Source organism: Micromonospora yangpuensis, assembly GCF_900091615.1.
Lineage (GTDB): Bacteria > Actinomycetota > Actinomycetes > Mycobacteriales > Micromonosporaceae > Micromonospora > Micromonospora yangpuensis.
The window spans coordinates 2,301,074-2,323,141 of sequence record NZ_FMIA01000002.1; the positions used below are offsets into that span (position 1 = coordinate 2,301,074).

At 72.9% G+C, this 22,068-nt stretch carries 18 protein-coding genes and 1 pseudogene; 15 read left to right on the top strand and 4 right to left on the bottom strand.

Going from position 1 to position 22,068, the window contains the following annotated elements:
- Positions 1-29 precede the first annotated feature (29 nt).
- From GA0070617_RS10560 to GA0070617_RS10610, 11 genes are all read left to right on the top strand, one after another.
- Entirely contained in the window at positions 30-287 is a 258-nt protein-coding gene (locus tag GA0070617_RS10560) for an acyl carrier protein (protein ID WP_091435950.1), read from the top strand.
- 11 nt (positions 288-298) lie between these two features.
- Entirely contained in the window at positions 299-1,144 is an 846-nt protein-coding gene (locus GA0070617_RS10565; protein WP_091435953.1) for a hypothetical protein, read from the top strand.
- Positions 1,141-1,584: a hypothetical protein gene (locus GA0070617_RS10570; RefSeq protein ID WP_091435955.1), complete on the top strand. Its 444-nt coding sequence runs from the start codon at positions 1,141-1,143 to the stop codon at positions 1,582-1,584. Before GA0070617_RS10565 ends, GA0070617_RS10570 begins: the two co-directional genes overlap by 4 nt.
- Complete coding sequence (locus GA0070617_RS10575) at positions 1,577-2,875, top strand: acyl-CoA dehydrogenase family protein (RefSeq protein WP_091435958.1); 1,299 nt, start codon at positions 1,577-1,579, stop codon at positions 2,873-2,875. Before GA0070617_RS10570 ends, GA0070617_RS10575 begins: the two co-directional genes overlap by 8 nt.
- Positions 2,875-3,264 (top strand): holo-ACP synthase, encoded by a 390-nt coding sequence (locus GA0070617_RS10580; RefSeq protein WP_091435960.1) that lies wholly within the window; start codon positions 2,875-2,877, stop codon positions 3,262-3,264. The genes GA0070617_RS10575 and GA0070617_RS10580 overlap by 1 nt, the downstream gene beginning before the upstream one ends.
- Entirely contained in the window at positions 3,261-4,229 is a 969-nt protein-coding gene (locus GA0070617_RS10585) for a beta-ketoacyl-ACP synthase III (RefSeq protein ID WP_091435963.1), read from the top strand. Before GA0070617_RS10580 ends, GA0070617_RS10585 begins: the two co-directional genes overlap by 4 nt.
- A gap of 95 nt (positions 4,230-4,324) precedes the next feature.
- Positions 4,325-5,290: an ATP-binding cassette domain-containing protein gene (locus tag GA0070617_RS10590; RefSeq protein WP_091435966.1), complete on the top strand. Its 966-nt coding sequence runs from the start codon at positions 4,325-4,327 to the stop codon at positions 5,288-5,290.
- 35 nt (positions 5,291-5,325) lie between these two features.
- Entirely contained in the window at positions 5,326-6,093 is a 768-nt protein-coding gene (locus GA0070617_RS10595; RefSeq protein WP_091435969.1) for an ABC transporter permease, read from the top strand.
- Positions 6,094-6,175: 82 nt separating this feature from the next.
- Positions 6,176-7,462 (top strand): VWA domain-containing protein, encoded by a 1,287-nt coding sequence (locus tag GA0070617_RS10600; RefSeq protein ID WP_091435971.1) that lies wholly within the window; start codon positions 6,176-6,178, stop codon positions 7,460-7,462.
- Positions 7,459-8,406, top strand: coding sequence for a peptidase (locus GA0070617_RS10605; RefSeq protein WP_229688320.1), 948 nt, complete (start codon positions 7,459-7,461; stop codon positions 8,404-8,406). The genes GA0070617_RS10600 and GA0070617_RS10605 overlap by 4 nt, the downstream gene beginning before the upstream one ends.
- A 218-nt stretch (positions 8,407-8,624) precedes the next feature.
- Positions 8,625-9,284, top strand: a complete 660-nt coding sequence (locus GA0070617_RS10610) for a M23 family metallopeptidase (RefSeq protein WP_091435973.1) — start codon at positions 8,625-8,627, stop codon at positions 9,282-9,284.
- Positions 9,285-9,392: 108 nt separating this feature from the next.
- Here the strand turns inward: GA0070617_RS10610 and GA0070617_RS30500 are convergent, their stop codons facing one another.
- The 3 genes from GA0070617_RS30500 to GA0070617_RS10625 all read right to left on the bottom strand — a co-directional run bounded on the left by GA0070617_RS30500 (position 9,393) and on the right by GA0070617_RS10625 (position 14,623).
- Entirely contained in the window at positions 9,393-10,520 is a 1,128-nt protein-coding gene (locus tag GA0070617_RS30500) for a DUF8189 domain-containing protein (RefSeq protein WP_091435975.1), read from the bottom strand.
- Positions 10,521-10,713: 193 nt separating this feature from the next.
- Positions 10,714-12,306 (bottom strand): xylulokinase, encoded by a 1,593-nt coding sequence (locus tag GA0070617_RS10620; protein ID WP_091435977.1) that lies wholly within the window; start codon positions 12,304-12,306, stop codon positions 10,714-10,716.
- 4 nt (positions 12,307-12,310) lie between these two features.
- Positions 12,311-14,623, bottom strand: a complete 2,313-nt coding sequence (locus GA0070617_RS10625) for an aminotransferase class III-fold pyridoxal phosphate-dependent enzyme (RefSeq protein ID WP_091435980.1) — start codon at positions 14,621-14,623, stop codon at positions 12,311-12,313.
- 146 nt (positions 14,624-14,769) lie between these two features.
- On the opposite strand from GA0070617_RS10625, the gene GA0070617_RS10630 reads away from it, so the two are divergent.
- The 3 genes and pseudogenes from GA0070617_RS10630 (at position 14,770) to GA0070617_RS32005 (ending at position 17,575) form a co-directional block, all read left to right on the top strand.
- Complete coding sequence (locus tag GA0070617_RS10630) at positions 14,770-15,969, top strand: PucR family transcriptional regulator (RefSeq protein ID WP_091435982.1); 1,200 nt, start codon at positions 14,770-14,772, stop codon at positions 15,967-15,969.
- Positions 15,970-16,078: 109 nt separating this feature from the next.
- Positions 16,079-17,158 (top strand): annotated as a pseudogene (locus tag GA0070617_RS10635) (PQQ-dependent sugar dehydrogenase); the annotation flags it as partial.
- Positions 17,153-17,575: a cellulose-binding domain-containing protein gene (locus tag GA0070617_RS32005; protein ID WP_280519282.1), complete on the top strand. Its 423-nt coding sequence runs from the start codon at positions 17,153-17,155 to the stop codon at positions 17,573-17,575. The pseudogene GA0070617_RS10635 and the gene GA0070617_RS32005, both read left to right, overlap by 6 nt.
- Before the next feature lie 172 nt (positions 17,576-17,747).
- Here GA0070617_RS32005 and sigJ read toward each other — a convergent pair whose 3' ends face one another.
- Positions 17,748-18,629, bottom strand: coding sequence for an RNA polymerase sigma factor SigJ (sigJ, locus tag GA0070617_RS10640; protein ID WP_091435984.1), 882 nt, complete (start codon positions 18,627-18,629; stop codon positions 17,748-17,750).
- 2,720 nt (positions 18,630-21,349) lie between these two features.
- Here sigJ and GA0070617_RS10645 point away from each other — a divergent pair.
- On the top strand, positions 21,350-22,039 hold the full coding sequence (locus GA0070617_RS10645; RefSeq protein WP_091435987.1) for a response regulator transcription factor: 690 nt from the start codon (positions 21,350-21,352) through the stop codon (positions 22,037-22,039).
- Positions 22,040-22,068 lie beyond the last annotated feature (29 nt).

Genomic DNA, 22,068 nt, shown 5'->3' on the forward strand with positions numbered 1-22,068 from the left:
CGGACCACGGTCGTCGAAAGGACAGCCAGATGAAGCACAGTGAACTGGTCGAGGTCATCGCCCGCTGCCTGGCCGAGGTGATGCCGACCGGCCTGCCCGTCATCACCGTCGACTCGCGGCTGGTCGAGGAGATCGACCTCGACTCGATGTCCCACCTGGAGCTGCTCATGGCGATCGAGGAGCAGCTCGGGGTCCGGTTCGATCCCGACTCGCTGAGCCTCGCCGCCTACCCGACCGTCGGTGCGCTCGCCGACTTCGTCGGGCGGCAGCAGAGCACCCCGGTCTGAGGGGCGCGACGATGACCCTGGCCCTGCGGACCGGCGCGGCGGTGCTGGGCGAGACCGGGCCGTACGCGCTCGACGACGACATCATCCGGTTCTACCGGGACCTGTTGCGGCCCTACGGCGACGAGGTCGACGAGGAGCTGGCCCGGCAGGGGCGCAACGTGCCCTTCGTCGACCTCGCCGAGCGGGCCCTGGCCGCCACCCCGGACCCGGTCGCCAGCCCCGACCTGCTGATTCTCGCCTACGCGCTGCCCGACCTGCATCCCCTCAAGACGGTCGCCTCGCATCTCAACCACGGCTTCGGCGACACCTCGCGCAGCTTCGCCGTCTCCGAGCAGGGGCTGGCCGCGCCCTTCACCGCGCTGCGCGTGGCCAACGCGTACGCCCGGTCGGGCCGCTGCGACAGCCTGGCGCTGTTCGTGCTGGAACAGACCACGTTCGCCTACCGGGAACCCTTCGCGCACGCCCACGACCTGCTCGACTCCGGCGTGCTGATGGTCTTCGACCGCACCGGCCGGTGGACCGTGGACGGGCTGCACACGGCCCCCTCCGGCGCGGCGACCGGTGCGCTGCTGCGCCGGCTGCTGCCCGCCCCGGTCGCCGCGCGGGCGCTGCTGGTGACCGGCCCGTGGACCGACCCCGCCGACACCGACGTCACCGGGGTCGCCCGGCACCGGGTCGCACCCGGGTCGTACTGCACCAGCCTCTGGCGGGAACTGCTGCGCTGCCAGCGGGACTGGGCGCAGCGCCACCACACCCTCGTGCTCTGCGACACCGACCCCCGCCACGACCAGACCCAGGTCGCCATCCTCACCCAGCAGACGGCGGCACCCCCACCACCGGCAAGGGAGCACCCGTGACCGCCCACCATCCGGACCTGCTCGACCGGCTGCGCGCCGCCGGGCACCAGCTGCCCGGTACCGACGCCGAGCCGCTCGGCGAGCGCTTGCTCGACCTGCAACACGCCATCCTGCGGACCACCCTGGACCACGCCGTGCGACACCTGGACGGCCGGCACAGCGAGGGTGCCAGCCTGCTGGCGAAGCCACAGCTGCAGGCCCAACTCGCCGACATCGCCGTGGAGCTGCGCGAGAGCGGGCTGCGCTGCGAGATCCCCGCCGCCGACCCGGCCCGGCTGCGTTGGGCCCGCCACCAGCGGCTGACCGCCACCGGTCGCCGGCTGCTGCGACTGCTCGGGGCCACCAGCATGCTCGCCGACGGCCCCGGTGGCGACCTGCACCTGGTCGAGCTGCTCGGCAACGCGTACCTGCACCCCGGGTCGGTGGACGACCATGGGTGACTGGGGGCCGGTGGCCGCGCTCACCGAGCGGGACCCCACCGACGCGGAGACCGCGCTGCTCAACGCGTACTGCCGGGACATCGCCGCCGCGCTGCGGGCCCCCGGCATGGTGCTGGACCGGGACCCGGACGCCATCGCCGAGCACCTGGACCTGCCGGCGGTCGCGTTGCAGAACCACGTGCTGATGCCGGCGGAGTACCGCCGCGGTGGCGACGCCCGGTTGGCCCGCGCCGTCTCCGGGGTCTCCTGCGTCTCCTGGGCGCTGGTCGCCGAGCGGCTGGCCTACGGCGACACCGGCATGGTCCTGGCCAGCCCCGGCCCGTCGCTGTCCAGCGCCGCCGTCCGGGCGCTGGCCGACGACGCCCAGCAGGCCTGGTTCTACGGCCGGCTCGCCGAGCGCCCCACCTGGACCTTCTTCGGGCTGACCGAACCGGGCAAGGGCTCCGCCGCCGCCGAACTGGAGACCACCCTGACCCCCGCCCCGGACGGGGTGGGCTGGCTGCTCACCGGGGAGAAGACCTACATCGGCAACGGGGCACGGGCCCAGCTCGGGGTGGTGCTGTGCCGACGGGCCCCGGGACCGTGGGGCATCGAGGCGGTGCTCGTCGACACCGCCGACGCCGGCTGGCACGCCGAGCTGCTGCCCCTGGTGGGGCTGCGCGGCTCCCGGATCAGCCGGATCCGCCTCGACGGCATGTACATCCCACCCGACCGGCTGCTCGGTGCCGGCCGCCCGCGCAGCCGCCGGGGGTTGCACGGGGCGCTGCGTACCCTGCTCTGGTTCCGGCCCAGCGTCGCCGCGCTCGCCGTCGGGGTCACCCACGCCGTCTGCGACTACGTGCTGGAGCACCGGCCCCGGCTCGGCGGCGGCGACCGGGCCCGGCTGGACGACCTGATCGACCGTTCGATGCGGGTCCGCCGGCTGGTCTACGCCGCCGCCGCCGAGGTGGACGCGGGTGCCGCCAACGCCCACCGGATCGGCGCCACCAAGATGAGCGCCGCCCGGCTGGCCGAGGAGGCCACGCTGCTCGCCGCCGACCTGCTCGGCCCGGCCTCGCTGCGGGAGCACCCCTGGCTGGAGAAGACCTACCGGGACGTGCGGGCCTTCGAGTTCATGGAGGGCACCGGCAACATCCACCGGCGGGGCGTGTTCCAGGGGCTGCTGCGCGGCAACTTCTTCCCCGCCGACGGCCCCGCCGACGACCCGGCCGACGGCTCCGCCGAGGACTCTGCTGCGGGCTCCGCCAGCGGCTCCGCCGAGGGTTCCGCCACGCCGGGGCGGGCCGACTGATGCGGCTCGGGGTGGACCTGATCGCCGTCGACGCGCTCGACCGGCTGCTCGGCCGGCGACGCCTGGAACGGTTCGTCTTCGCCGCCGCCGAACTGCGGCTGGCCGACGCGCTGGGACCCGCCCGGCGCACCGAGTTCCTGGCCGGTCGGTTCGTGGCCAAGGAGGCCGTACTCAAGGTCCTCGGCCGCGGCCTGTTCCAGGGGGTACGCCCCAGCGACATCGCGGTCACCCGGGCACCGACCGGCGCACCCGAGGTCGAACTGCGCGGCTCGGCCCGCGCGGTGGCCCGCGACTGCGGCATCGACCAGGTGAGCGTCTCCATCACCCACAAGCACAACCTGGCGATCGCGGTCGCGCTCGCCGCTGCGGCCGGAGGTCCACTGCCATGAACGTGTCCCCGACGGTCCCGGCGACCCGGCTGCTCGGGCTGGGCCACCACCAGCCCGCCCGGGTGGTGACCAACCACGAGCTGGCGCAGCGGCTGGACAGCAGCGACGAGTGGATCCGTACCCGGGTCGGGATCGTCAGCCGGTCGATCGCCGAACCGGACGAGAGCGTGGTCGACCTGGCGGTGGCCGCCGCCGGCAAGGCGCTGGCGCACAGCGGCCGGCAACCCGCCGAGATCGACCTGGTGGTGGTGGCCACCACCACCGCGGAGAGCAGCATGCCCAACACCGCCGGCCGGGTCGCCCACCGGCTGGGCGTCCGCGCGCCCGGCGCGTTCGACGTCAACGCCGGCTGCGCCGGTTTCGGGTACGCCCTCGCCCTGGCCAGCGACGCGGTACGCGCCGGCTCGTCGCGGTACGCCCTGGTCGTCGGCGCGGAGAAGATGTCCGCCTGGGTGGACTGGACCGACCGCAGCACCTGCATCCTCTTCGGCGACGGGGCCGGTGCGGCCGTGGTCGGACCGGTCACCGGCACCGCCCGGCCGGCCGGGATCGGTCCGGTGGTGTGGGGCAGCGTCGGCGAACTGGCCGACCGGATCCGCATCCCGGACCGGCACTCTTACCTGACCCAGGACGGCAACCGGGTGTTCTGGTGGGCCACCAACGAACTCTTCGGCGTCATCGAGCAGGCCTGCCAACGGGCCGGGGTACGCACCGACGAGCTGCTCGGCTTCGTCCCGCACCAGGCGAACCTGCGGATCATCGAGGCGATCGCGCGTCGGCTGGACCTGCCCCGGGCCACCGTCGCCACCGACGTGGTGCACGCCGGCAACACCGGTGGCGCCTCCGTGCCGTTGGCGCTGTCCCGGATGGTGCACGCCGGGACGGTGCCCTCCGGGGCGCCGATCCTGCTGCTGGGCTTCGGCGCGGGCCTCTGCTACGCCGCCCAGGTGGTGGCCGCCCCGTGACCACCGCACCGGCCCGTGGTCCCGCGGGGACCACCGCACCGGCCCGTCGTCCCGCCGGGACCGCCCCCACGTCGACAAGGAGAGCAGCCGTGCCCATGATCGAGGCCGACGGACTGGCCCGTACCTTCCAGGCCGCGCACGCCACCGTGGACGCCGTCCGCGGGCTCAGCTTCCAGGTCGCCACCGGCGAGATCGTCGGCTTCCTCGGGCCCAACGGCGCCGGCAAGACCACCACCCTGCGGATGCTCACCACCCTGCTGCGGCCCACCTCGGGTCGGGCCGTCGTCGCCGGCCACGACCTGGTACGCGGCGCGGCGCAGGTCCGCCGCAACACCGGCTACGTAGCCCAGTCCGGCGGCACCGACGGGACCAGCCTGGTCCTGGAGGAGCTGGTGCTGCAGGCCCGGCTCTACCGCTTCTCCCGGGCCGAGGCCACCCGGCGGGCCGGCCTGCTGGTCCGGCAACTCGACCTGACCGGCCTGGAACGGCGGCAGATCCGTACCCTCTCCGGTGGTCAACGCCGCCGGCTCGACCTGGCCCTCGGGCTGGTCCACGAGCCCCGGCTGCTCTTCCTCGACGAGCCGACCGTCGGCCTGGACCCGCAGAGCCGCGCCAACCTCTGGGACCACGTCCGGCGACTGCGCGACGACCTGGCCACCACCGTCTTCCTGACCACCCACTACCTCGACGAGGCCGACGCGCTCTGCGACCGGCTCCTGGTCATCGACGACGGCCGGATCGTCGCCGACGGCAGCCCCGAGGAGCTGAAGCGACGCGTCGGCGGCGACGTGGTGACGGTGAGCGTGGACGGCGACGCCGAGCGGGCCGCCAAGCTGCTCGCCGCCGAACCGGGCATCGGCGACCTCACGGTGACCGGGCGGACCCTGCGGCTCGCCCTGGACACCGCCGGGGAGCAGGCGCTGCTGCCGCTGCTGCGGGTGCTCGACGCCGCCGGCATCGCCGCACTGTCGGTGCAGATCTCCCGGCCCACCCTCGACGACGTCTTCCTCGGCCTGACCGGTCGGTCGCTGCGGGAGCCGACCCCCGACGCACCCCGGTGACCCGCCCCGCCCCGACCCTCTGAGGAGTGCCGCCCGTGAACTTCCTGCGTGACACGATGCTCATCTTCGTCCGGCAGACCCGACTGGCCATGCGCGATCCGGCCTGGTTGATCATCGGACTGACCCAGCCCGCGCTCTACCTCGCCTTCCTCGGCCCGCTGCTGGAGCGGATCACGATCAACGGGGGCGGCGGCTCACCTACCGGCAACTCCTGGCAGCTCTTCGTACCGGGACTGCTGATCCAGCTCGGCCTCTTCGGTGCCGGCTTCGTCGGGCTCGGCATCATCGCCGACGTCCGGGCCGGGGTGATCGAACGGATGCGGGTCACCCCGGTCAGCCGGTACGCGCTGCTCGTCGGCCGGGTCCTGCGGGACGTGGTGGTGCTGCTGGCCCAGGCCGTGGTGCTGCTCACTGCCAGCTTCGCCTTCGGGCTGCGCGCCTCGGCCACCGGACTGGCGATCGTACTGGGCATGGTGGCCCTGCTCGGGGTCAGCCTCTCCGCCGGCTCGTACACCCTGGGGCTGCTGCTGCGCCGGGAGGAGGCGCTGGCCCCGATGCTGAACGCGGTGATGGTGCCGTTGATGCTGCTCTCCGGCGTGGTGCTGCCGATGCGGCTGGCCCCCGGCTGGCTGGACGCGATCTCCCTGGTCACCCCCTTCCGGTACGTCGTCGACGCGATGCGTTCGGCCCTCTACGGCCAGTACGGCACGGTGCAGCTCTGGTCCGGGGTGGCGGTGGCCGGGCTCCTGGCGGTGGTCTGCCTGAGCGTGGGCGCGCGGGTCTTCGCCCGGGAGAGCGCCTGAGCAGCGCGGCCGTTCCCGCGGTTCCTGTCTGTCGGCCCACCCGGTCGACCTTCCGAAGTGGAGGACGCCTACACTCCGCCCGGTGATCAACAAGAGACGATCGGCGGTCGTCCTCATCGGACTGCTGGCGGCGACCGTGTTGACCGGTCCGGTGCCGGTGCTCGCCGCGCAGGAACCGGTGGCCGAACCGCCCAAGGTCGAGCTGGTGCTCGACGTCAGCGGGTCGATGCGGGCCAAGGACATCGACGGGCGCAGCCGGATCTCGGTGGCGCAGCAGGCGTTCAACGAGGTGGTCGACGCGCTGCCCGAGGAGACCCAGCTCGGCATCCGGGTCCTCGGCGCGACCTACCAGGGCAACGACAAGAAGCAGGGCTGCCGCGACACCCAGCAGATCGTGCCGGTCGGCCCGGTCGACCGGGCGCGGGCCAAGGCCGCCGTGGCGGACCTGAAACCGACCGGCTTCACCCCGGTCGGGCTGGCCCTGCGCTCGGCCGCCGAGGACCTCGGCACCGGCACCACCGCCCGGCGGATCGTGCTGATCACCGACGGGGAGGACACCTGCGCCCCGCCGGACCCGTGCGACGTCGCCCGGGAACTGGCCGCCCAGGGTACGAAACTGGTGGTCGACACCCTCGGCCTGGCCCCCGACGAGAAGGTACGCCGACAGCTGCTCTGCATCGCCACGGCCACCGGTGGCACGTACACCGCCGCGCAGAGCGCCGAGGAGCTGACCGGCCGGATCAAGCAACTGGTCGACCGGGCCAAGGACACGTACACGGCGGCACCCACCGTGGTCGGCGGCCGGTCCGTCTGCGACGGCGCACCGCTGCTGGGCCCCGGCGTCTACAGCGACCGGGAGAAGTTCTCCGAGCACCGCTGGTACCGGGTGCCGGTCCGGCCCGGCCAGGAGCTGCGCGCCTCGGTGAGCGTGGGGCTGGACCGCCCGGTCAACCCCGACTACGGGGTGCTGTTGCGGGCCACCGCCACCGACGGGCGGGAACTGGTCCGCGGGGTGGACGCCGGCAGTGGCCGTACCGACGTGGTCTCCGCCGGCCTGCGCTGGTCGGCGGGGGAGGAGCCGGCGGACGGGCCGTCCCCGACGCCGCAGGCCTCCACCGCCGTCGAGGCGACCACGGTCTGCCTGGTGGTGAGCAACGCCTTCGCTCCCCGACCGGGCACCGAGGCCGACCCCGGCCTGCCTGTCGAGTTGACCGTGGACGTGGTCGCCGCGTCGCCGGCCCCGACCGCCCCGGACCTCGGTCGCGGCTGGGTGCTGCTGGTGCTGCTGACCGTGGCCGGCCTGATCACCGGCCTGCTCGCCGGTCTGCTGACCCGCTGGTGGGTGGGCACGTGGAGGGAGACCCGATGAGTACCCCGACGATCCGCGCCGGCGCGGTGCTGGCCGCCGCCGGCCTGACCCTGCTCACCGCCACCCCGGCCCTGGCCGCCGGTCCGGTCCTGGCGTCCGGTCCGGTCCTGGCGTCCGGTCCGGTCCTGGCGTCCGGTCCGGTCCTGGCGTCCGGTCCGGTCCTGGCCGCCGCGCCGGTCCAGGCCGGAGTGCCGGTGCTGGCCGCCGCGCCGGTCCAGGCCGGAGTGCCGGTGCTGGCCGCCGCGCCCACGCCGTCGCCGGGGGCCACCCCGGTGACCCGGGCGGGCACCTCCTTCCTGACCGCCGTCGGGGTCGCCGCCGGGCAGCCGGCCCGGTTGGGGGCCGCCACCGGCGACTACCTGTACTGGTCGTTCCCGGCCGCCGCCGGTGACCGGCACCAGATCAGCGCGAGCGTGTCGTTCCCGAAGTCCCGCAGCGGCGCGTCGACCTGGACGGTGGAGGTCTTCGACGGGCTGCGCCGCCGGCAGTCCTGCACGGCCGGCGCGCAGACCCCCACCGTCGACGCCACCGCCGGTACGGTGTCACTCGGCTGCACCCTGCGTCAGGTGCGCTCCTGGGCGGAGCCCTGGTCGGCCGACCCGCTGCCGGGCACGTACTACGTCCGGTTGTCCGCCGCCGACCTGCCCGAGGTCGACCTGGGCCTGCCCGTCGAGGTGGAGTTGCTGGTAAGCGCGGACGGCTCGGAGTCCCGCGACGACGGTGAGTTGAAGGCGCCCCTGGTGCCGAACACCAACGCCGGCACGGTGCTCGACGCCGAGCCGACCGCGCAGGCGGTCGAGGAGGACGACGACGGGTACTTCGGCTGGCTGCCGACGCTGCCGAAGCTCGGCTCCCGGTGGATCTGGACCGCGGTCGGCGGTGTGCTGGCCGCCGTGGCCGGCGTCGTCGGTTTCGCGCTCACCCGCCGGCCCCGCCGACCCTGACCGGTGCCGGTGGTCGCCGCCCCACCCGGGCCGCGGCCACCGGCTTTGCGGCGGGTTCCGCGCCACCGACTGTCCGGCGGGTTCCGCGCCGACGGCTGTGCGGCGGGTTCCGCGCTGGCGGTTGTGCGGTGGGCTTCGCGCCACCGGCTGTGCGGCGTTGCTGCGGCTTCCGGCGGGACCGTGACCGCGCGGGTGGCGGTCGTCGGCCGGCGTCTGCCATGCTTCCGACGGTGACGAGCCGCCCCAGCAGACCGCGCCCCCGCCGCCCCGGTGGCAACCGCATCGTCCGCGTCCTGCTCGCGCTCGCCGTGGTCGCGGCGCTGGCCGGGATCGCCGTGGTGGTGGTGCCGAGGCTGCTGGCGCCGGGCCCGCGTCCGCTCTTCCAACTCCCCGTCGCCTGCGGCGAAACCTGGCAGCTCGGCACCTACCCGGGACACGACGACTACGACGTCGACCTGTTCCCCACCGAGGGCGAGGCGTGGGGACGGCCGGTGCTCGCCTCCGCCGAAGGACGGGTCACCGAGGCGGGCATCAACGGGTCGCTGGGTGGTCGTACCCCGGAGAACCCGGACGGCCCGCGCGGCCGGGGCGGTGGGTACTGGGTCAAGATCGACCACGGTGGCCGGTGGGAGACGCAGTACCTGCACCTGCTCGAACCGCCGCTGGTCGAGGTCGGCCAGCGGGTCGCCCAGGGCGAGCAGCTCGGCAAGGTCGGCAGCACCGGCAACTCCGGGGCTCCGCACCTGCACTACGAGCAGCGCCGGGGCTGGGAGAAGGTGGAAACCCACTTCGACGGTACGCCGTCGGGCATCACCCACGACGACCGTGAGTACACCGTCCGGCGGACCAGCAACAACTGCCCCACCGGAGCGCCCTGACCGCTCGCGCAAGAGTCGCCACCCGATCTGGCGGCGTAATCAGTCGAGGACTTTGGGGAGATCTGTGGTCGCCAGGGCGACCACAGATCTCCCCAAAGCGGGGCCCGTTCAGAGCGGGAGCTGGCCTTGGTAGATCCGGAGTCCCGGGCCACGAACGACGATCACGCCGCCTCCGCCGGAGCCGGGGGCGGAGGTGACCCGGGGGGTCCCCGCGAGGGTGGTCCAGCCCGACCACTGGCCGGTCGACAGCGAGTACCGGGTGGTGCGCAGCGTGCCGGCGGAGCGGACCAGCAGGTGCAGGGAGCCGCCGTAGACCGTGGCGGTGGGCGCGGAGCCGGCCTTCGCCGTGCCGGGCACGGTGCTCCAGGTCGACCAGGTGTCGCTGCTGAGCTGGTAGCGGGCGGTCCGTACGGCGCGGTCGGCGGTGCGGACGAAGACGTGCAGGTCGCCGCCGTAGACCGCGGTCGCCGGTGCGGAACGGGCGTTCGCGGTGCCCGGTACGGTGCTCCAGGTCGACCAGGTGTCGCTGCTGAGCTGGTAGCGGGCGGTCCGCACGGCGTCGTCGGCGGTGCGGACGAAGACGTGCAATGCCCCGCCGTAGACCGCAGTCGCGGGTGCCGAGCGCGCCCCGGCCGCCCCGGGCACCGCCGTCCAGCCCGACCAGCTTCCGGTCGACAGGTCGTAGCCGGTGGTGAGCAGCTGGCCGGCACCGGCGCGGACGAAGAGCCGCAACTGGCCACCGTAGACCTCGGCCGTCGGCGTCGACCTGGCACCCGGCCGGCCCGGCACGGTCGTCCAGCCCGCCCAGGTCTGCTCCGTCACGGACTGCCGGTTCATCCGTACCCTGCCGAGGCCGGTGGTGGTGAAGACGAACCGGTCGCCGCCGTAGGTCACCGTCTCCGGCGCGGACCCGGGCCGCATCGGACCCGGCACCGGCGTCCAGTCGGTCTGGACGGCGGCCAGCCGCCGCGTGACAGCGGACATCGCGCCGGTCGTGTCGGTCGCGCCGGCGGTGGTGGTCGGGCTGGCGGTGGTGGTCGCGCCGCCAGCGGTGCTCGTGCCGGCGGTGGTGGTCGGGCTGGCGGTGGTGGTCGTGCTGGCGGTGGTGGTCGCGCCGCCAGCGGTGCTCGCGCTGGCGGTGCTGGTCGCGCCGGCGGTCGGGGCGACCACCACGGTGGCACCGAGGGTGAGGGTGAGCACGAACAGGCGGTTCAGGGTCCGCACCGGACGGGACATCGTCGGCTCCCTTGTGGAGGGTCAGCGCGCAGACGGAAGGAGGAGCGCGTCGCCGTTAGGTTCTCACGTCCCGGCACCGCCCGGGGGGCGTCGACGTCTCGGCCCCACCTGGGGCGTCGGCGGCTCGGCCCCGCTCGGGGGCGGCGGTGGCTCGGCTCCACCTGGGGCGTCGCCGTCCCAGCCACACCGGCGGCTAGCGGCGGTTGAGTCGCCGGTAGACGGGGGCCAGCTGGCGGTGCAGCTGCCGGTAGACGGCGAAGAGCTCGGTGTAGGTGGCCCGGTGGGTGGGGTCGGGCTCGAAGACCCGGTCGTTGCGCATCAGCTCGGGCAGGTCGGCGAAGTCGACCCGGCCGGTGCCGACCGCGCCGATCCAGCCCGCGCCCCGGACGTTCACCGCGAGCGGCTGGGCGTCCCGGCGGATCTCGACGCCGAGCACGTCGGCGAAGATCTGGCACCACGAGTCGGACAGGGCCCCGCCACCGGTGACCGCCATCGAGGTGACCGGCGTGCCGAGGAACCGGTCCACCGCGCCGGCCACCCAGCGGGTGTTCAGCGCCACCCCCTCGAAGACCGCCCGCAGCAGGTCCGAGCGGTTGGTGTCCAGCGAGATGTTGAAGAAGCCGGCGCGCAGGTCCGGGTCGTCGACAGGGGCCCGCTCGCCGTAGAGCCAGGGGGTGTAGAAGACGCCGTTGGCCCCCGGTGGCACCCCCGGGATGATCGCGTCGAACGCGTCGAAGATCGAACCCTCGTCGCGGTCGACGTGTCCCGCGCCGAGCAGCGGGTCGTCGTACTCCACCACCTTGTCCCGCAGCCAGGTCAGGTTCGCCCCGGCGGTGGCCTGCAGGGCGGTCATCAGGTACCGGTCGGGCACGGCGCACGGCACCGCCGCGATCCCGGCCCGTACGTCGGTCTTCTTCGTCGGCACGTGGGCGGCGATCCACGACGAGGTGCCGAGGTACAGGTGCGGTTGGCGGTCGCCGGTGGTGCCCGCGCCGACCGCCGCCGCCGAGGTGTCGACGGCACCGGCCACCACCCGTACCGACCGGGGCAGCCCCAGGTGCGCGGCGGCGGCCGGGCAGAGGGTGCCGATCACCTCGGTGCAGGCCACGATCGGGGGCAGCTTGGCCGCGTCGATGCCGCAGTCGGCGACCAGCGCCGGGGCGTAACGGATGTCGCCGGGCCGCCGGTTGTCGGTCACCCAGGAGGTCAGGATCGAGTCGACGGTGGCCACCGTACGCCCGGTCAGCTTCAGGTTGATCCAGTCCAACACGTTGAGGAAGGACGCCGTCCGCTCGTAGACCGCCGGCAGCTCGTCGCGGACGAAGAGCATGTGCGCGGCCGGGTCCTTGCCGCTCGGCGAGGGCATCCCGCCGGTGAGCCGCAGCCAGCGGGCGATCCGCCGCACCGAGAATCCCTGGTACGCCGGGAAGCCGCCGAACTGCCGACGCAGGTGCGCCGCGCCGCGCATGTCCAACCAGCTGATGCAGGGCGTCAACGGCTCGCCGGCGGCGTCCACGGCGATGGTCCCCTCGCCCTGGGTCGACGCGCAGACCGTGTCGACCGCCCGCAGCGCGTCGGGGTGCGCCCGACCCAGGTCGGCGACGACCTGCCCGAGCGCGGTCCACCAGTCCGCCGGGTCCTGCTCCGCCCCGCCACCGGGGAGCACCCGCAGGCGCAGCGCCCGTTCCGCCCAGCCGGTGACGGTGCCGTCGGCGGCGACCAGGGCGGCCTTCATCCCCGAGGTGCCCAGGTCGATCGCGAGGACCTGCGGTGCCGTACCGCCCACCGGATCAGACCCCTTCGACCAGCGCGAACACCCGGTCGAACCGGGCGAGGGCGTCGTCGATGACCTCGTCGGTGTCGGCCATCGAGGTGTACATCCGGGAACCGGCCAGGGTGATGATGCCGTGTGCGGCGTACGCCGCGCTCATCTGCTCCATCAACCGCTTGCGGGCCTTGTTCTCCCGAAGCAGCTTCACCGGGTTGCGCATGTCCAGCAGCATGACCCCGCTGCACTCCAGGTGCACGATGGACCCCTGGTTGTACGCCACGTACGGCAGGCCGTAGGAGTCGATCAGCCGTTGCAGGCCCCGGGTCAGCCGGTCACCGGCCCGCCCGGCGATCACCGGGGCGTTGGTCCGGGCCATCTCCTCGATGGCGAAGTAGCCGGCCGCGCAGGAGAGCGGATTGGCCGACAACGTCCCGCCGACCTGGATGTGCGCCCCGCTCTTGCCGTCCAGCCCGGAGCCGAAGACCGCCATCACGTCGGCCCGACCGCCCACCCCGCCGGCCATCGGGTAGCCGCCGGAGACCGCCTTGCCCAGCACGGTCAGGTCGGGGGTGACGCCGAAGTACCCGGCCGCCCCGCCGAGCCCGAGCCGGAAGCCGGTGACCACCTCGTCGAAGATCAGCAGCGCGCCGAACTCGTCGCAGAGCTGCCGGACCCGGGCGTTGAAGTCGCGCGGCACCGGCCGGGTGCCGGACTCCGGGCCGACCGGCTCGACGATGACCGCCGCCGTGCCGCCCCGGGCCCGGTTCTCGATCAGTTTGCGCCGCAGCTGACCCAGGTCGTGCGGGAAAGCCTCCCGGGTCCGGCTGGTCGCCCCGAACGGGATGCCCTTGGCGTTCATCCGGTACGTGCCGGGCACCCGCAGCCCGTACACCATCGTGTCCGACCAGCCGTGGTACGCCCCACCGACCTTGATCACCATCTTCTTGCCGGTGAAGGCGCGGGCCCCGCGTACGGCGGCCATCACCGCCTCGGTGCCCGAGCCCAGCGAGCGGTACATCTCCACGTGCGGCAGGTACCGGTGGATGATCTCGGCGAGCTTGAGTTCGTACTCGTGGAACATGCCGGTCACCGGCCCGGACTCGCGGACCACCTCGGCGACCCGCTCGTTCACCGGGGCGTAGTTGCTGCCCAGGATCGTCGGCCCACCGGCCTGCAGGAAGTCGATGTAGGTGTTGCCGTCCCGGTCGACCAGGTACGCCCCGTCGGCCCGCTCGATGGCCAGCGGAAACGGATAGTTGAAGGCCAGGTTGTGCTGGACGCCGCCGGGGATGCGGCGCTTGGCGCGATCGGTGATCGCCCGGCTGGCCCGGCAGCGGGTGGTGAAGTAGTCGAGCACGTCGAGCTGCGCGTCGTGGCGCAGCCCGCGTACCGGCTGGGCGACCAGCGCCTTGAGCCGCCGCATGACGTCCGGCACGTCGGGATACTCGCTGATGGCGTAGCCGAGCCGGGCGGCCTCCGCACCCCCGGCCGCCGCGGTCCCGACGGCCTCGCCCGCAGCGGTCCCGGCTGCCTGCTGATCGCCTCCGGCGATCTCGGTGGCCTGGTGATCGCCGGTGGCGATCTCGGCGGCTTTGGCGTCGGCGCTGGGCAGGGGCTCGTCGGCGGGTACCCGTACCGGCTCGACCGCCTCGGTCAGCTGTGCGGCGATCCGCTTCTCGTCCGCCCGCAGCTTGCCGAAGGCGATCTCGCGGATCGCGGCCGGGATGGTGTGCACCCGGCCGGACTCGGTGGTCAGCGCGAGCAGGTAGGCGATGGAGACCTTCTCCAGCAGTGCCATGTTGAACACCGCCCGGTCGCCGTCGGTGCCCAGGGCGACGATCCCGTGGTTGGCGATGATGAAGGCGTTGTCCCCGCCGGCGACCTTCTTCTGCACGTTGCGGGCCAGCAGCCCGGTGCCCGACGGCGCGTAGTCGATGATCGCGACCTGCCGGCCCAGGAACCGTACCTGCTCGTCGCTGAGCGCCGGGATCGGCTTGCGGAGCACCGCCAGCGCCGAGGCGTACGGCTGGTGGGTGTGCACGATCGCGTTGACGTCCGGCCGCTGCCGGTAGATGTTGGCGTGCATGCCGCACTCGATCGACGGCTTCAGCGCGACGTCGGAGCCGTCGGGCACGTGCCGGCCGGCGAAGTCGACGATGCAGACGTCCTCCACCCGCATCCGGTCGTAGTCGTAGTTGCTCGGGGTCACCGCGTACAGCCGGTGGCCGGGCACCCGGACCGAGACGTTGCCCTCGGTCGCCTTGAGGTAGCCCCGGTCGAGCATCGTCCGGCACATGTCGACGACGTGCTGGCGGGATGTGCGGTGCTGCACGGGGGACGCTCCTCGCTCGGTCGGCCACGGGCCCGGGTGGGTCGCTGCCCGGTGGGTCCATGGTCGCGCGGACCCGGGTGCGGAGCACCGTCCCCGGGGCAGCGACATTCGCCGCCGAAATTGTCACCGCGTGACAAAATCGGCGGATGAGTCCGTCGGCGACCCCCTGGCGGGACCTACCCGTGGACCTGGCCGTCGCGATGCGTCCCCGGCTGGCCGCGACGGTGGGGGCGGTCGCGGTGGCCGCCGCCGGGGCGACGCCGGCCTTCGCCGCCATCTCCGATGCCAAGTTCGAGCGGGACGTGCGGACCGCCGTCCAGGTCGCCCTGGACCGCTTCCTCGATCTGGTCGGCACCGACGAGCCGGCGCTGCCGCCGGGCATCCGCGAGGTCTTCGTCGGGCTGGGCGCCGCCGAGGCCCGCGAGGACCGGGGGCCGGAGGCGCTGCTGGCCGCGCTGCGGATGGCGGCGCGCTCGATGCTCCGGATGACCTCCGAGGCGCTGGCCCGGTTGCGGCCCGTCGACAGCGGTGAGCTGATCGACCTCGCCGACGCGATCACCGCGTACGTCGACGAGCTGGCCGCCGCGAGCACCGACGGGTACGCCCTACAGGTGCGGGAACAGGCAGGTGAGGGCGACCGGCGTCGGCGGCACCTGGCCGAGCTGCTGCTGAGCGGCAACGCCCTGCCCGGCGCCGTGGAGACCGCGGCGGCCCGGATCGGCTGGCCCGACCTCGACGAGGTGGTACCGGTGCTGCTGCCGGCGGAGCAGGCCCGCGACGCCCGGTTCCGGCACGGCACCCACGGTCTGGTGGTCGAACGGGTCCACGACGCGGTGCTGCTGCTGCGGGCCGGCCCCTGGGCCACCCGGGCCGCGCTGTCCGAGGCCCTGGCCGGGCGCGCGGCGGTGGTGGGACCCACCCTCGCCTGGTCCCGGGTGCCGGCGGCGGTACGCCTCGCGGAACTCACCACCGGCCTGAGTGGGTCTGGCCGCGAGCTGACCGCCGGCCTGGCTGATCCCGGCGCCGGGCCGGTCTTCGTCGACGATCATCTGGTCGACCTGGCGTTGCGGGGCGAGCCGGGAGCGTTGGCGCTGCTCACCGACCGCCGGCTGGCGCCGCTGGCCGCTCTCCGCCCGGTGCAGCGGGAGAGCCTGCTGGTCACCCTGGACGGTTGGCTGCGGCACTGGGGGTCGCGGACCGAGGTGGCCACCGAGCTCTTCGTCCACCCGCAGACGGTCAGCTACCGGCTCCGGCGCCTGCGTGACCTGTACGGCGACGAGCTCGACGACCCGGCCATCCGCTTCGAACTGCTGCTGGTCCTGCGGGCCCGTACGGTCGGCCGCTGAGGGCCGCCGCCCCGCCCGACGAGCAGGGCCCCGCGAGCGCCCCGGCAACGGTGCGTATTCCGCCACCGACCGATAGATTGGCGTTGGTCGATAACTGGAGGTGCGTGTGATGCGGATACGGTCGATGCTGGTGGCGGCGCTGGCGGCAGGCGTCGTGGTGAGCGGGTTCGGCGCCGGTGCGCTGGCCGGGGTGGCCGATCCCGATCCGCCCCCGGTGGCCGTGGCGGCGGTCGGTGACTTCGACCTGACCCGCCCGCAGGTGGTCGCCACCGGGCTGACGGTGCCCTGGGGCATGGACTTCCTGCCCGACGGCAGCGCCCTGGTGGCGTTGCGCAACTCCGGGCAGGTCCAGCGGGTCCGCCCCGGACAGGCCCCGGAGCAGGTGGCCCAGATCTCCGGGGTGGCCGCCGCCGGCGAGGGCGGCCTGCTCGGCCTCGCGGTCTCCCCGACGTACGCCCAGGACAGCTACGTCTACGTCTACCTGACCACCGCCACGGACAACCGGATCGTCCGGTTCCGGCTCGCCTCGCCGCAGACCCAGCAGCCGGTCCTCACCGGGCTGGCCCGGTCCACCATCCACAACGGCGGCCGGATCGCCTTCGGGCCCGACGGCATGCTCTACGCCGGGGTCGGCGACGCCGGACAGACCGCCACCGCCCAGGATCCGGCCAGCCGCAACGGCAAGATCCTGCGGCTGCGCCCGGACGGCTCGGTCCCGTCGGACAACCCCACCCCCGGCTCGCTCGTCTACAGCCTCGGCCACCGCAACGTGCAGGGGCTGACCTGGGACGCCCAGGGCCGGCTGTACGCCAGCGAGTTCGGGCAGAACACCTGGGACGAGGTGAACCTGATCGTCGCCGGCGGCAACTACGGCTGGCCGACGGTGGAGGGGCGGGGCAACGACCCCCGGTTCCGGGACCCGCTCGTCGTCTGGTCGACCGCGCAGTCCTCGCCCAGTGGCGCGGCGGTCGCCGGCAACCGGCTCTACGTGGCCGCCCTGCGTGGCACCCGCCTGTGGAACGTGCCGCTGACCGGCGACGGTGGCGTCGGCACCCCGGTCGCCGAACTGGTCGGCACGTACGGGCGGTTGCGCACCGTCGAGTACGGCCCGGACGGCTGGCTCTGGGTGGCCACCAGCAACCGGGACGGGCGCGGCTCACCGGCGGCGACCGACGACCGTATCCTGCGTTTCCCGCCCCGCGACACCACGCCGCCGCCCACCACCACGCCGCCCACCACCACGCCGCCGACGCCACCACCCACCACGCCACCGCCGACCACCCAGCCGGGTGCCTGTGAGGTCTCCTGGGCGGCCAACCAGTGGACCGGCGGGTTCACCGCCGAGGTGCGGATCACCAACCGGGGCGCGGCCCGGAACGGCTGGACGTTGACCTGGTCCTTCGCCGCCGACCAGCGGGTCACCAACGCCTGGAACGCGCAGGTGACCCAGGCCGGCGCCACCGTCACCGCCCGCAACGTGTCCTGGAACGGCACCCTGCCGCAGGGTGGTACGGCCAGCTTCGGCCTGCAGGGCACCTTCGGCACGGGCAACCCGCCCCCGGACGGGTTCCGACTCGACGGGACACTCTGCCAGCGACTCGGCTAGCACCGGGGGGTACCCCACGGCGGTGCGATCATCGCGACGGTCAACGCCGCCGCGACTGCGGTGCGATCGATTCTCCCGCATGCAGGATCGCGCCGCAGCCGTTCGGCCCGCTCGGCGCCGACGATCGTGGTACCGGCTGTGAAGAGCCGACCGCTGTGGGTGATCTCACGGCTCAGGCGTCGAGCGCGTCCAGGTCGAGCTGGTGCAGCCGGTCCGGGTCGGAGAGGACGTCGATGGCGACGATCCGCCCGCCGGTGACGGTGAATGCCATGACCGACAGCGGTCCGCGCGGGGTGGTGGCGATGATCCCGGCGGCCCCGTTGATCAAGGCCGGCCGGGCGAACTGGGACAGCCGTCCGAAGAGGATCGCCTGGCCGGCCACGGTCGGGGCGCCGGCGATGACCACGGAACCGGAGCCCCGGGCCCCACCGTCGGCCCGTAGCACCACGTCGGGGTCGAGCACGGCCACGAGCGCGTCGAAGTCACCGTGGCGGGCCGCGGCGAAGAAGGCGTCGACGACCCGCCGCTGCCGGCCGAGATCGGGGTCGGGCACCGGCGCCTGCCCCTGCACCCGCCGTCGGGCCCGGCTGGCGAGCTGCCGGGTGGCCGCCGGTGACCGTTCGATCAGATCGGCGATCTCCTCGAAGGGTACGGCGAACATGTCGTGCAGCACGAAGGCCAGCCGCTCGGCCGGGGTCAGCGTCTCCAGCACCACCAGGATGGCCAGCCCGACCGAGTTGGCTAGCACCGCCTCGTGCTCGGGGTCCCCACCGGACTCCTGGCTGATGATCGGCTCGGGCATCCGGAGGTCCAGGGGTTCCTCGCGCCGCTGCTCGCGGGAGCGCAGCATGTTCAGGCACACCCGGGCCACCACCGTGGTGAGCCAACCACCGATGTTCTCCACGGTGCCGCCGTCGGTCCGCCGTAGTCGCAACCAGGCGTCCTGAACGGCGTCGTCGGCCTCGCTGACCGAGCCGAGCATCCGGTACGCCACCGCCCGCAGTCTGCCCCGGTGCTCCTCGAACTGCTCGGTCAACCACTCCTGTTCGTCCACCGGTCACATTCCTTCCGCGTGGCGTGTCATAGCAGTAGACCCCACAGACCCTGTACGTGTGACCGGACGCCCGTCCGGCCCGAGCGGATCCGGAGACGCAATGAGATCACCCGTCCGGCGGATCGGCGGTACGGATGTGTCGGGCCGTTCCACCGCGACGGTGCCGATCGGGCGGGGCGACCGGCTCGTGGGTGGACTGGACCGAACCGGGTGGCCGAGCTGGCCGGTCCGACCGGAGCGGTCGGCTCCGTCCCTGCGGTGGGAGGCGGTGTCCGATATGGCGTGACCCACCGTACGACGGTGTCCCGCAGTCTCCCGCCGGTCGTCCGATCGGCGGGCGGGGTCGACCGGTTGCCGGTGCCGAATGGGCGGGTCGCCCCGGTGTCGTGACATTCGTCGACCGGTCCGGCGGGGCCCAACTCCTTATCACACCGCGTCGGCCATATCCGTCCGGGTGTCGGTTCCGGCCGTACCTCGATGTCGCCCGTGGCCGGATCCGGTGTGCCCGACTCCGGGTGGCCGCACAAAAACCGTCGGGTGTGGAATGTCGTTGCCCCGGGGTCCGATGCGTGGGCCCGAGCGCGCCATGCCCGGAGTGGGATCCGAGTCGACCGGGTGCGTACCGGGCCCGGTGAGCCGATCATGTGACGGGCGAGCGAAATACCCTCTCGACGTGCCTTTACCGAACGTCGCGGGTGCCGTCACGTAGTGAATCGAGGCGTTGCCCGATGTGATCGGCAGGTCGCTTCGGCTTGTCGGTCGAGCGGCGGCCCACCCGGGATGGAACGGTCTTTGGCGGGTTGCCTGGTTGGCTTCTTCCCGCCGGGGTGACATCCCACTCCGGACGACTCGCGTCGCGTCGCACTCGGCCTGTCGAGGTGCGTCCGGATTGATCCGACCGGTGCCCGATTGTTGCCCGGTTGATCCGACGGAAACCCGAACCCGGGCGTTGACCAGGCAGGACGCGGCTCTGTGCCGGAGCGTGTGCCCGGCGGGGAACCGTCGGTTCGTCCCACGCCGGAGGGCGCTTTCCGGCTTCTCCGCCCCCGGTCCACCCGATCGGCCGTCCAGCGGTGCGACCGTTCTTCCGGTTGGCCCGGAGCTCGGCCGACGGGTGTGGACCATCATGCGTGGATGGGCGGTCGGCGGCACTGTGGAGAGCGCCGCCGACGAAACCGGTCCGATCTTCCGGGATCGAATCGAGGTCGATTCGACCGGGTTCCGATCGCTGATCCCACCGTGCGGCGGACTACCTTTTCGAATGAGGCACAGTTGTTTCGTGGCGGCGTGGAAAAACCCCATGATGCCGATTGCTCGATCCGGTCACGGGTCGCCTGGGAAATGATTCGTCCGGAAACCGACGGCACATTCCAACTTCCTGTTCCGGTTTTGTCCCGGGTTTCCGGAGAGGGGTTTTCTGCGGTGGGAAGGCATCCGTTTCCGATGGTGAACAGATACGTTTAAGATGGCAGTTTGAAGGTGTGGGGGATGTCTCTGTGCCGCGCCGACGGTAATTGCTCGGGTGTCGTCATGGTCAGGCCGGCCGGCGCGGCCGCCGGACGGGCCGTGGTGGGGTTCCGCCGGCGGCGCACGTGCTGGTGAGGCGGCTCGGTCACGCGACCGGAGGCCGCGGCCGAGTGGTGCGGTCGGGCGAGCTGGCGGGCCGAATCGGCTACTCGCCGGAAACTTGTCGCCATTCTGCCGGGGGTTGCGGCCGTACGGTAAAGGGCTCCGGCTGTCGGGCAGTTGACGACCGTGGCCGAACAGGGCCAAATCGTGCAAAGTGGAGACTGTCGATCAAGATCAATTAAGTGCTGGACCGGGTTTAGGCAGGCCATCCGTTTTGTGGGGTGGTCGGGTCCGATCGTCATTTCGGATGAAGGGCTCAATGTGCCCGTGTCGGTCCGATCCCCGGTTACCCCTTGCTGCAGAAAGGTCGTTACGTCAAGATGAAGCGGTGCAGGAGATAGATCGCCTTATCTGGCCACCCGGGGGGTCGGCGGCCAGCGGGGCCTCTGCACGGTGTGTGCGGCTTCGGGTCGAGGACAGGGAATTGGGGGGATGCAAAGATGCCACCGTATCGATGATTGACCGAGATTTGACACGCCGTTGTCCGAATGGGGCGGCTGCGGCGATTGACGGTCCATCACGGGGCCGCCCGGCGGCGACGCAGCCGGTCCGGGCGGACAGATCAGGGCACCGCGGTCGTGGTGTCGACCGGCCGTGGGGCGGCCGGTCACGGTGACAGCGGCGTCGCCGGGGGACCGGTCGACGCCTGTGCACACCGACGTCGCCGGATGAGAGCGGTCGACGCTCGACGACCGTCCGGGCCGGGCCCGGGGCGGCGGGAGCGCGACGGGCACACCGAAACGGGGGTTTCGGCTCAGCCGGCGCGACGTCGATGCGATTGGGGGAGTGGTGTCGTCAGCATTCTTGGACAGCCGGGCAGGTCCCCGGTCGAACCTCCACCGGCCGGTGTGGACGGCAGATCGTCCGCACCGGCCCTGACCGGCGACGTCACACCGACGTCGCCGGATGATCGACGCGTGCCGACGGGACAGCGGCATGACGACCTCGGCTGCCGACCGGACGCGGTGACTCCACCGCGCCCGATCCGGTGACCGTTCGATCCGACCGGCCGGCGTGCCCTGATCCCTGGGCGACGCCGCGCCGACACGTGAGGTATCGACTTTTCACCAGCACGGTGCAGGGGGCTATCCGTGACCAAGGTTCTCATCGTGGAAGACGAAAGCTCAATTGCCGAAGCCCTGGTGTTCATCCTGCGTAACGAGGGCTTCACCCCGGCGGTGGCCTCGGGGGGGCCACAGGCCATCGAGGAGTTCGACCGCAACGGCGCCGACATCGTCCTGCTCGACCTCGGACTGCCGGGGATGAGCGGGACGGAGGTCTGCCGACAGTTGCGCCACCGGTCGTCGGTGCCGGTGGTGATCCTCAGCGCCCGCGACTCGGAGATCGACCGGGTGGTCGGCTTCGAGGTGGGCGCGGACGACTACGTGACCAAGCCCTACTCGGCGCGCGAGCTGATGCTGAGGATCAGGGCGATCCTGCGTCGGGGCGGGACACCGGCGGCCGAGCCGGAGCCGGTCTGTGAGGTGCTGACCGGCGGGCCGGTACGGATGGACGTGATCCGGCACGTGGTCACCGTCGACGGCACCGAGGTACACGTGCCGTTGAAGGAGTTCGAGCTGCTGGAGTACCTGTTGCGCAACCCCGGCCGGGTGCTCACCCGCAGCCAGCTGATCAACCGGATCTGGGGTCGGGACTACTTCGGCGACACCAAGACCCTCGACGTGCACGTACGACGGCTGCGTTCGAAGATCGAGAAGGATCCCAGCGCGCCCCGACACGTCGTCAATGTCAGAGGTCTCGGGTTCAAGTTCAACGCCTGAGGGGGTACGGGCCGCGCGGGTCACCGCGC

Excerpts from the sequence above, each read along its gene's own strand:
- GA0070617_RS10580 (WP_091435960.1), top strand. The coding sequence starts at position 2,875 with ATGCGGCTCGGGGTGGACCTGATCGCCGTCGACGCGCTCGACCGGCTG.
- GA0070617_RS10590 (WP_091435966.1), top strand. The coding sequence starts at position 4,325 with ATGATCGAGGCCGACGGACTGGCCCGTACCTTCCAGGCCGCGCACGCC.
- GA0070617_RS10630 (WP_091435982.1), top strand. The coding sequence starts at position 14,770 with ATGAGTCCGTCGGCGACCCCCTGGCGGGACCTACCCGTGGACCTGGCC.
- GA0070617_RS10610 (WP_091435973.1), top strand. The coding sequence starts at position 8,625 with ATGCTTCCGACGGTGACGAGCCGCCCCAGCAGACCGCGCCCCCGCCGC.
- GA0070617_RS10575 (WP_091435958.1), top strand. The coding sequence starts at position 1,577 with ATGGGTGACTGGGGGCCGGTGGCCGCGCTCACCGAGCGGGACCCCACC.
- GA0070617_RS10565 (WP_091435953.1), top strand. The coding sequence starts at position 299 with ATGACCCTGGCCCTGCGGACCGGCGCGGCGGTGCTGGGCGAGACCGGG.
- GA0070617_RS10585 (WP_091435963.1), top strand. The coding sequence starts at position 3,261 with ATGAACGTGTCCCCGACGGTCCCGGCGACCCGGCTGCTCGGGCTGGGC.
- GA0070617_RS10605 (WP_229688320.1), top strand. The coding sequence starts at position 7,459 with ATGAGTACCCCGACGATCCGCGCCGGCGCGGTGCTGGCCGCCGCCGGC.
- GA0070617_RS10560 (WP_091435950.1), top strand. The coding sequence starts at position 30 with ATGAAGCACAGTGAACTGGTCGAGGTCATCGCCCGCTGCCTGGCCGAG.
- GA0070617_RS30500 (WP_091435975.1), bottom strand. The coding sequence starts at position 10,520 with ATGTCCCGTCCGGTGCGGACCCTGAACCGCCTGTTCGTGCTCACCCTC.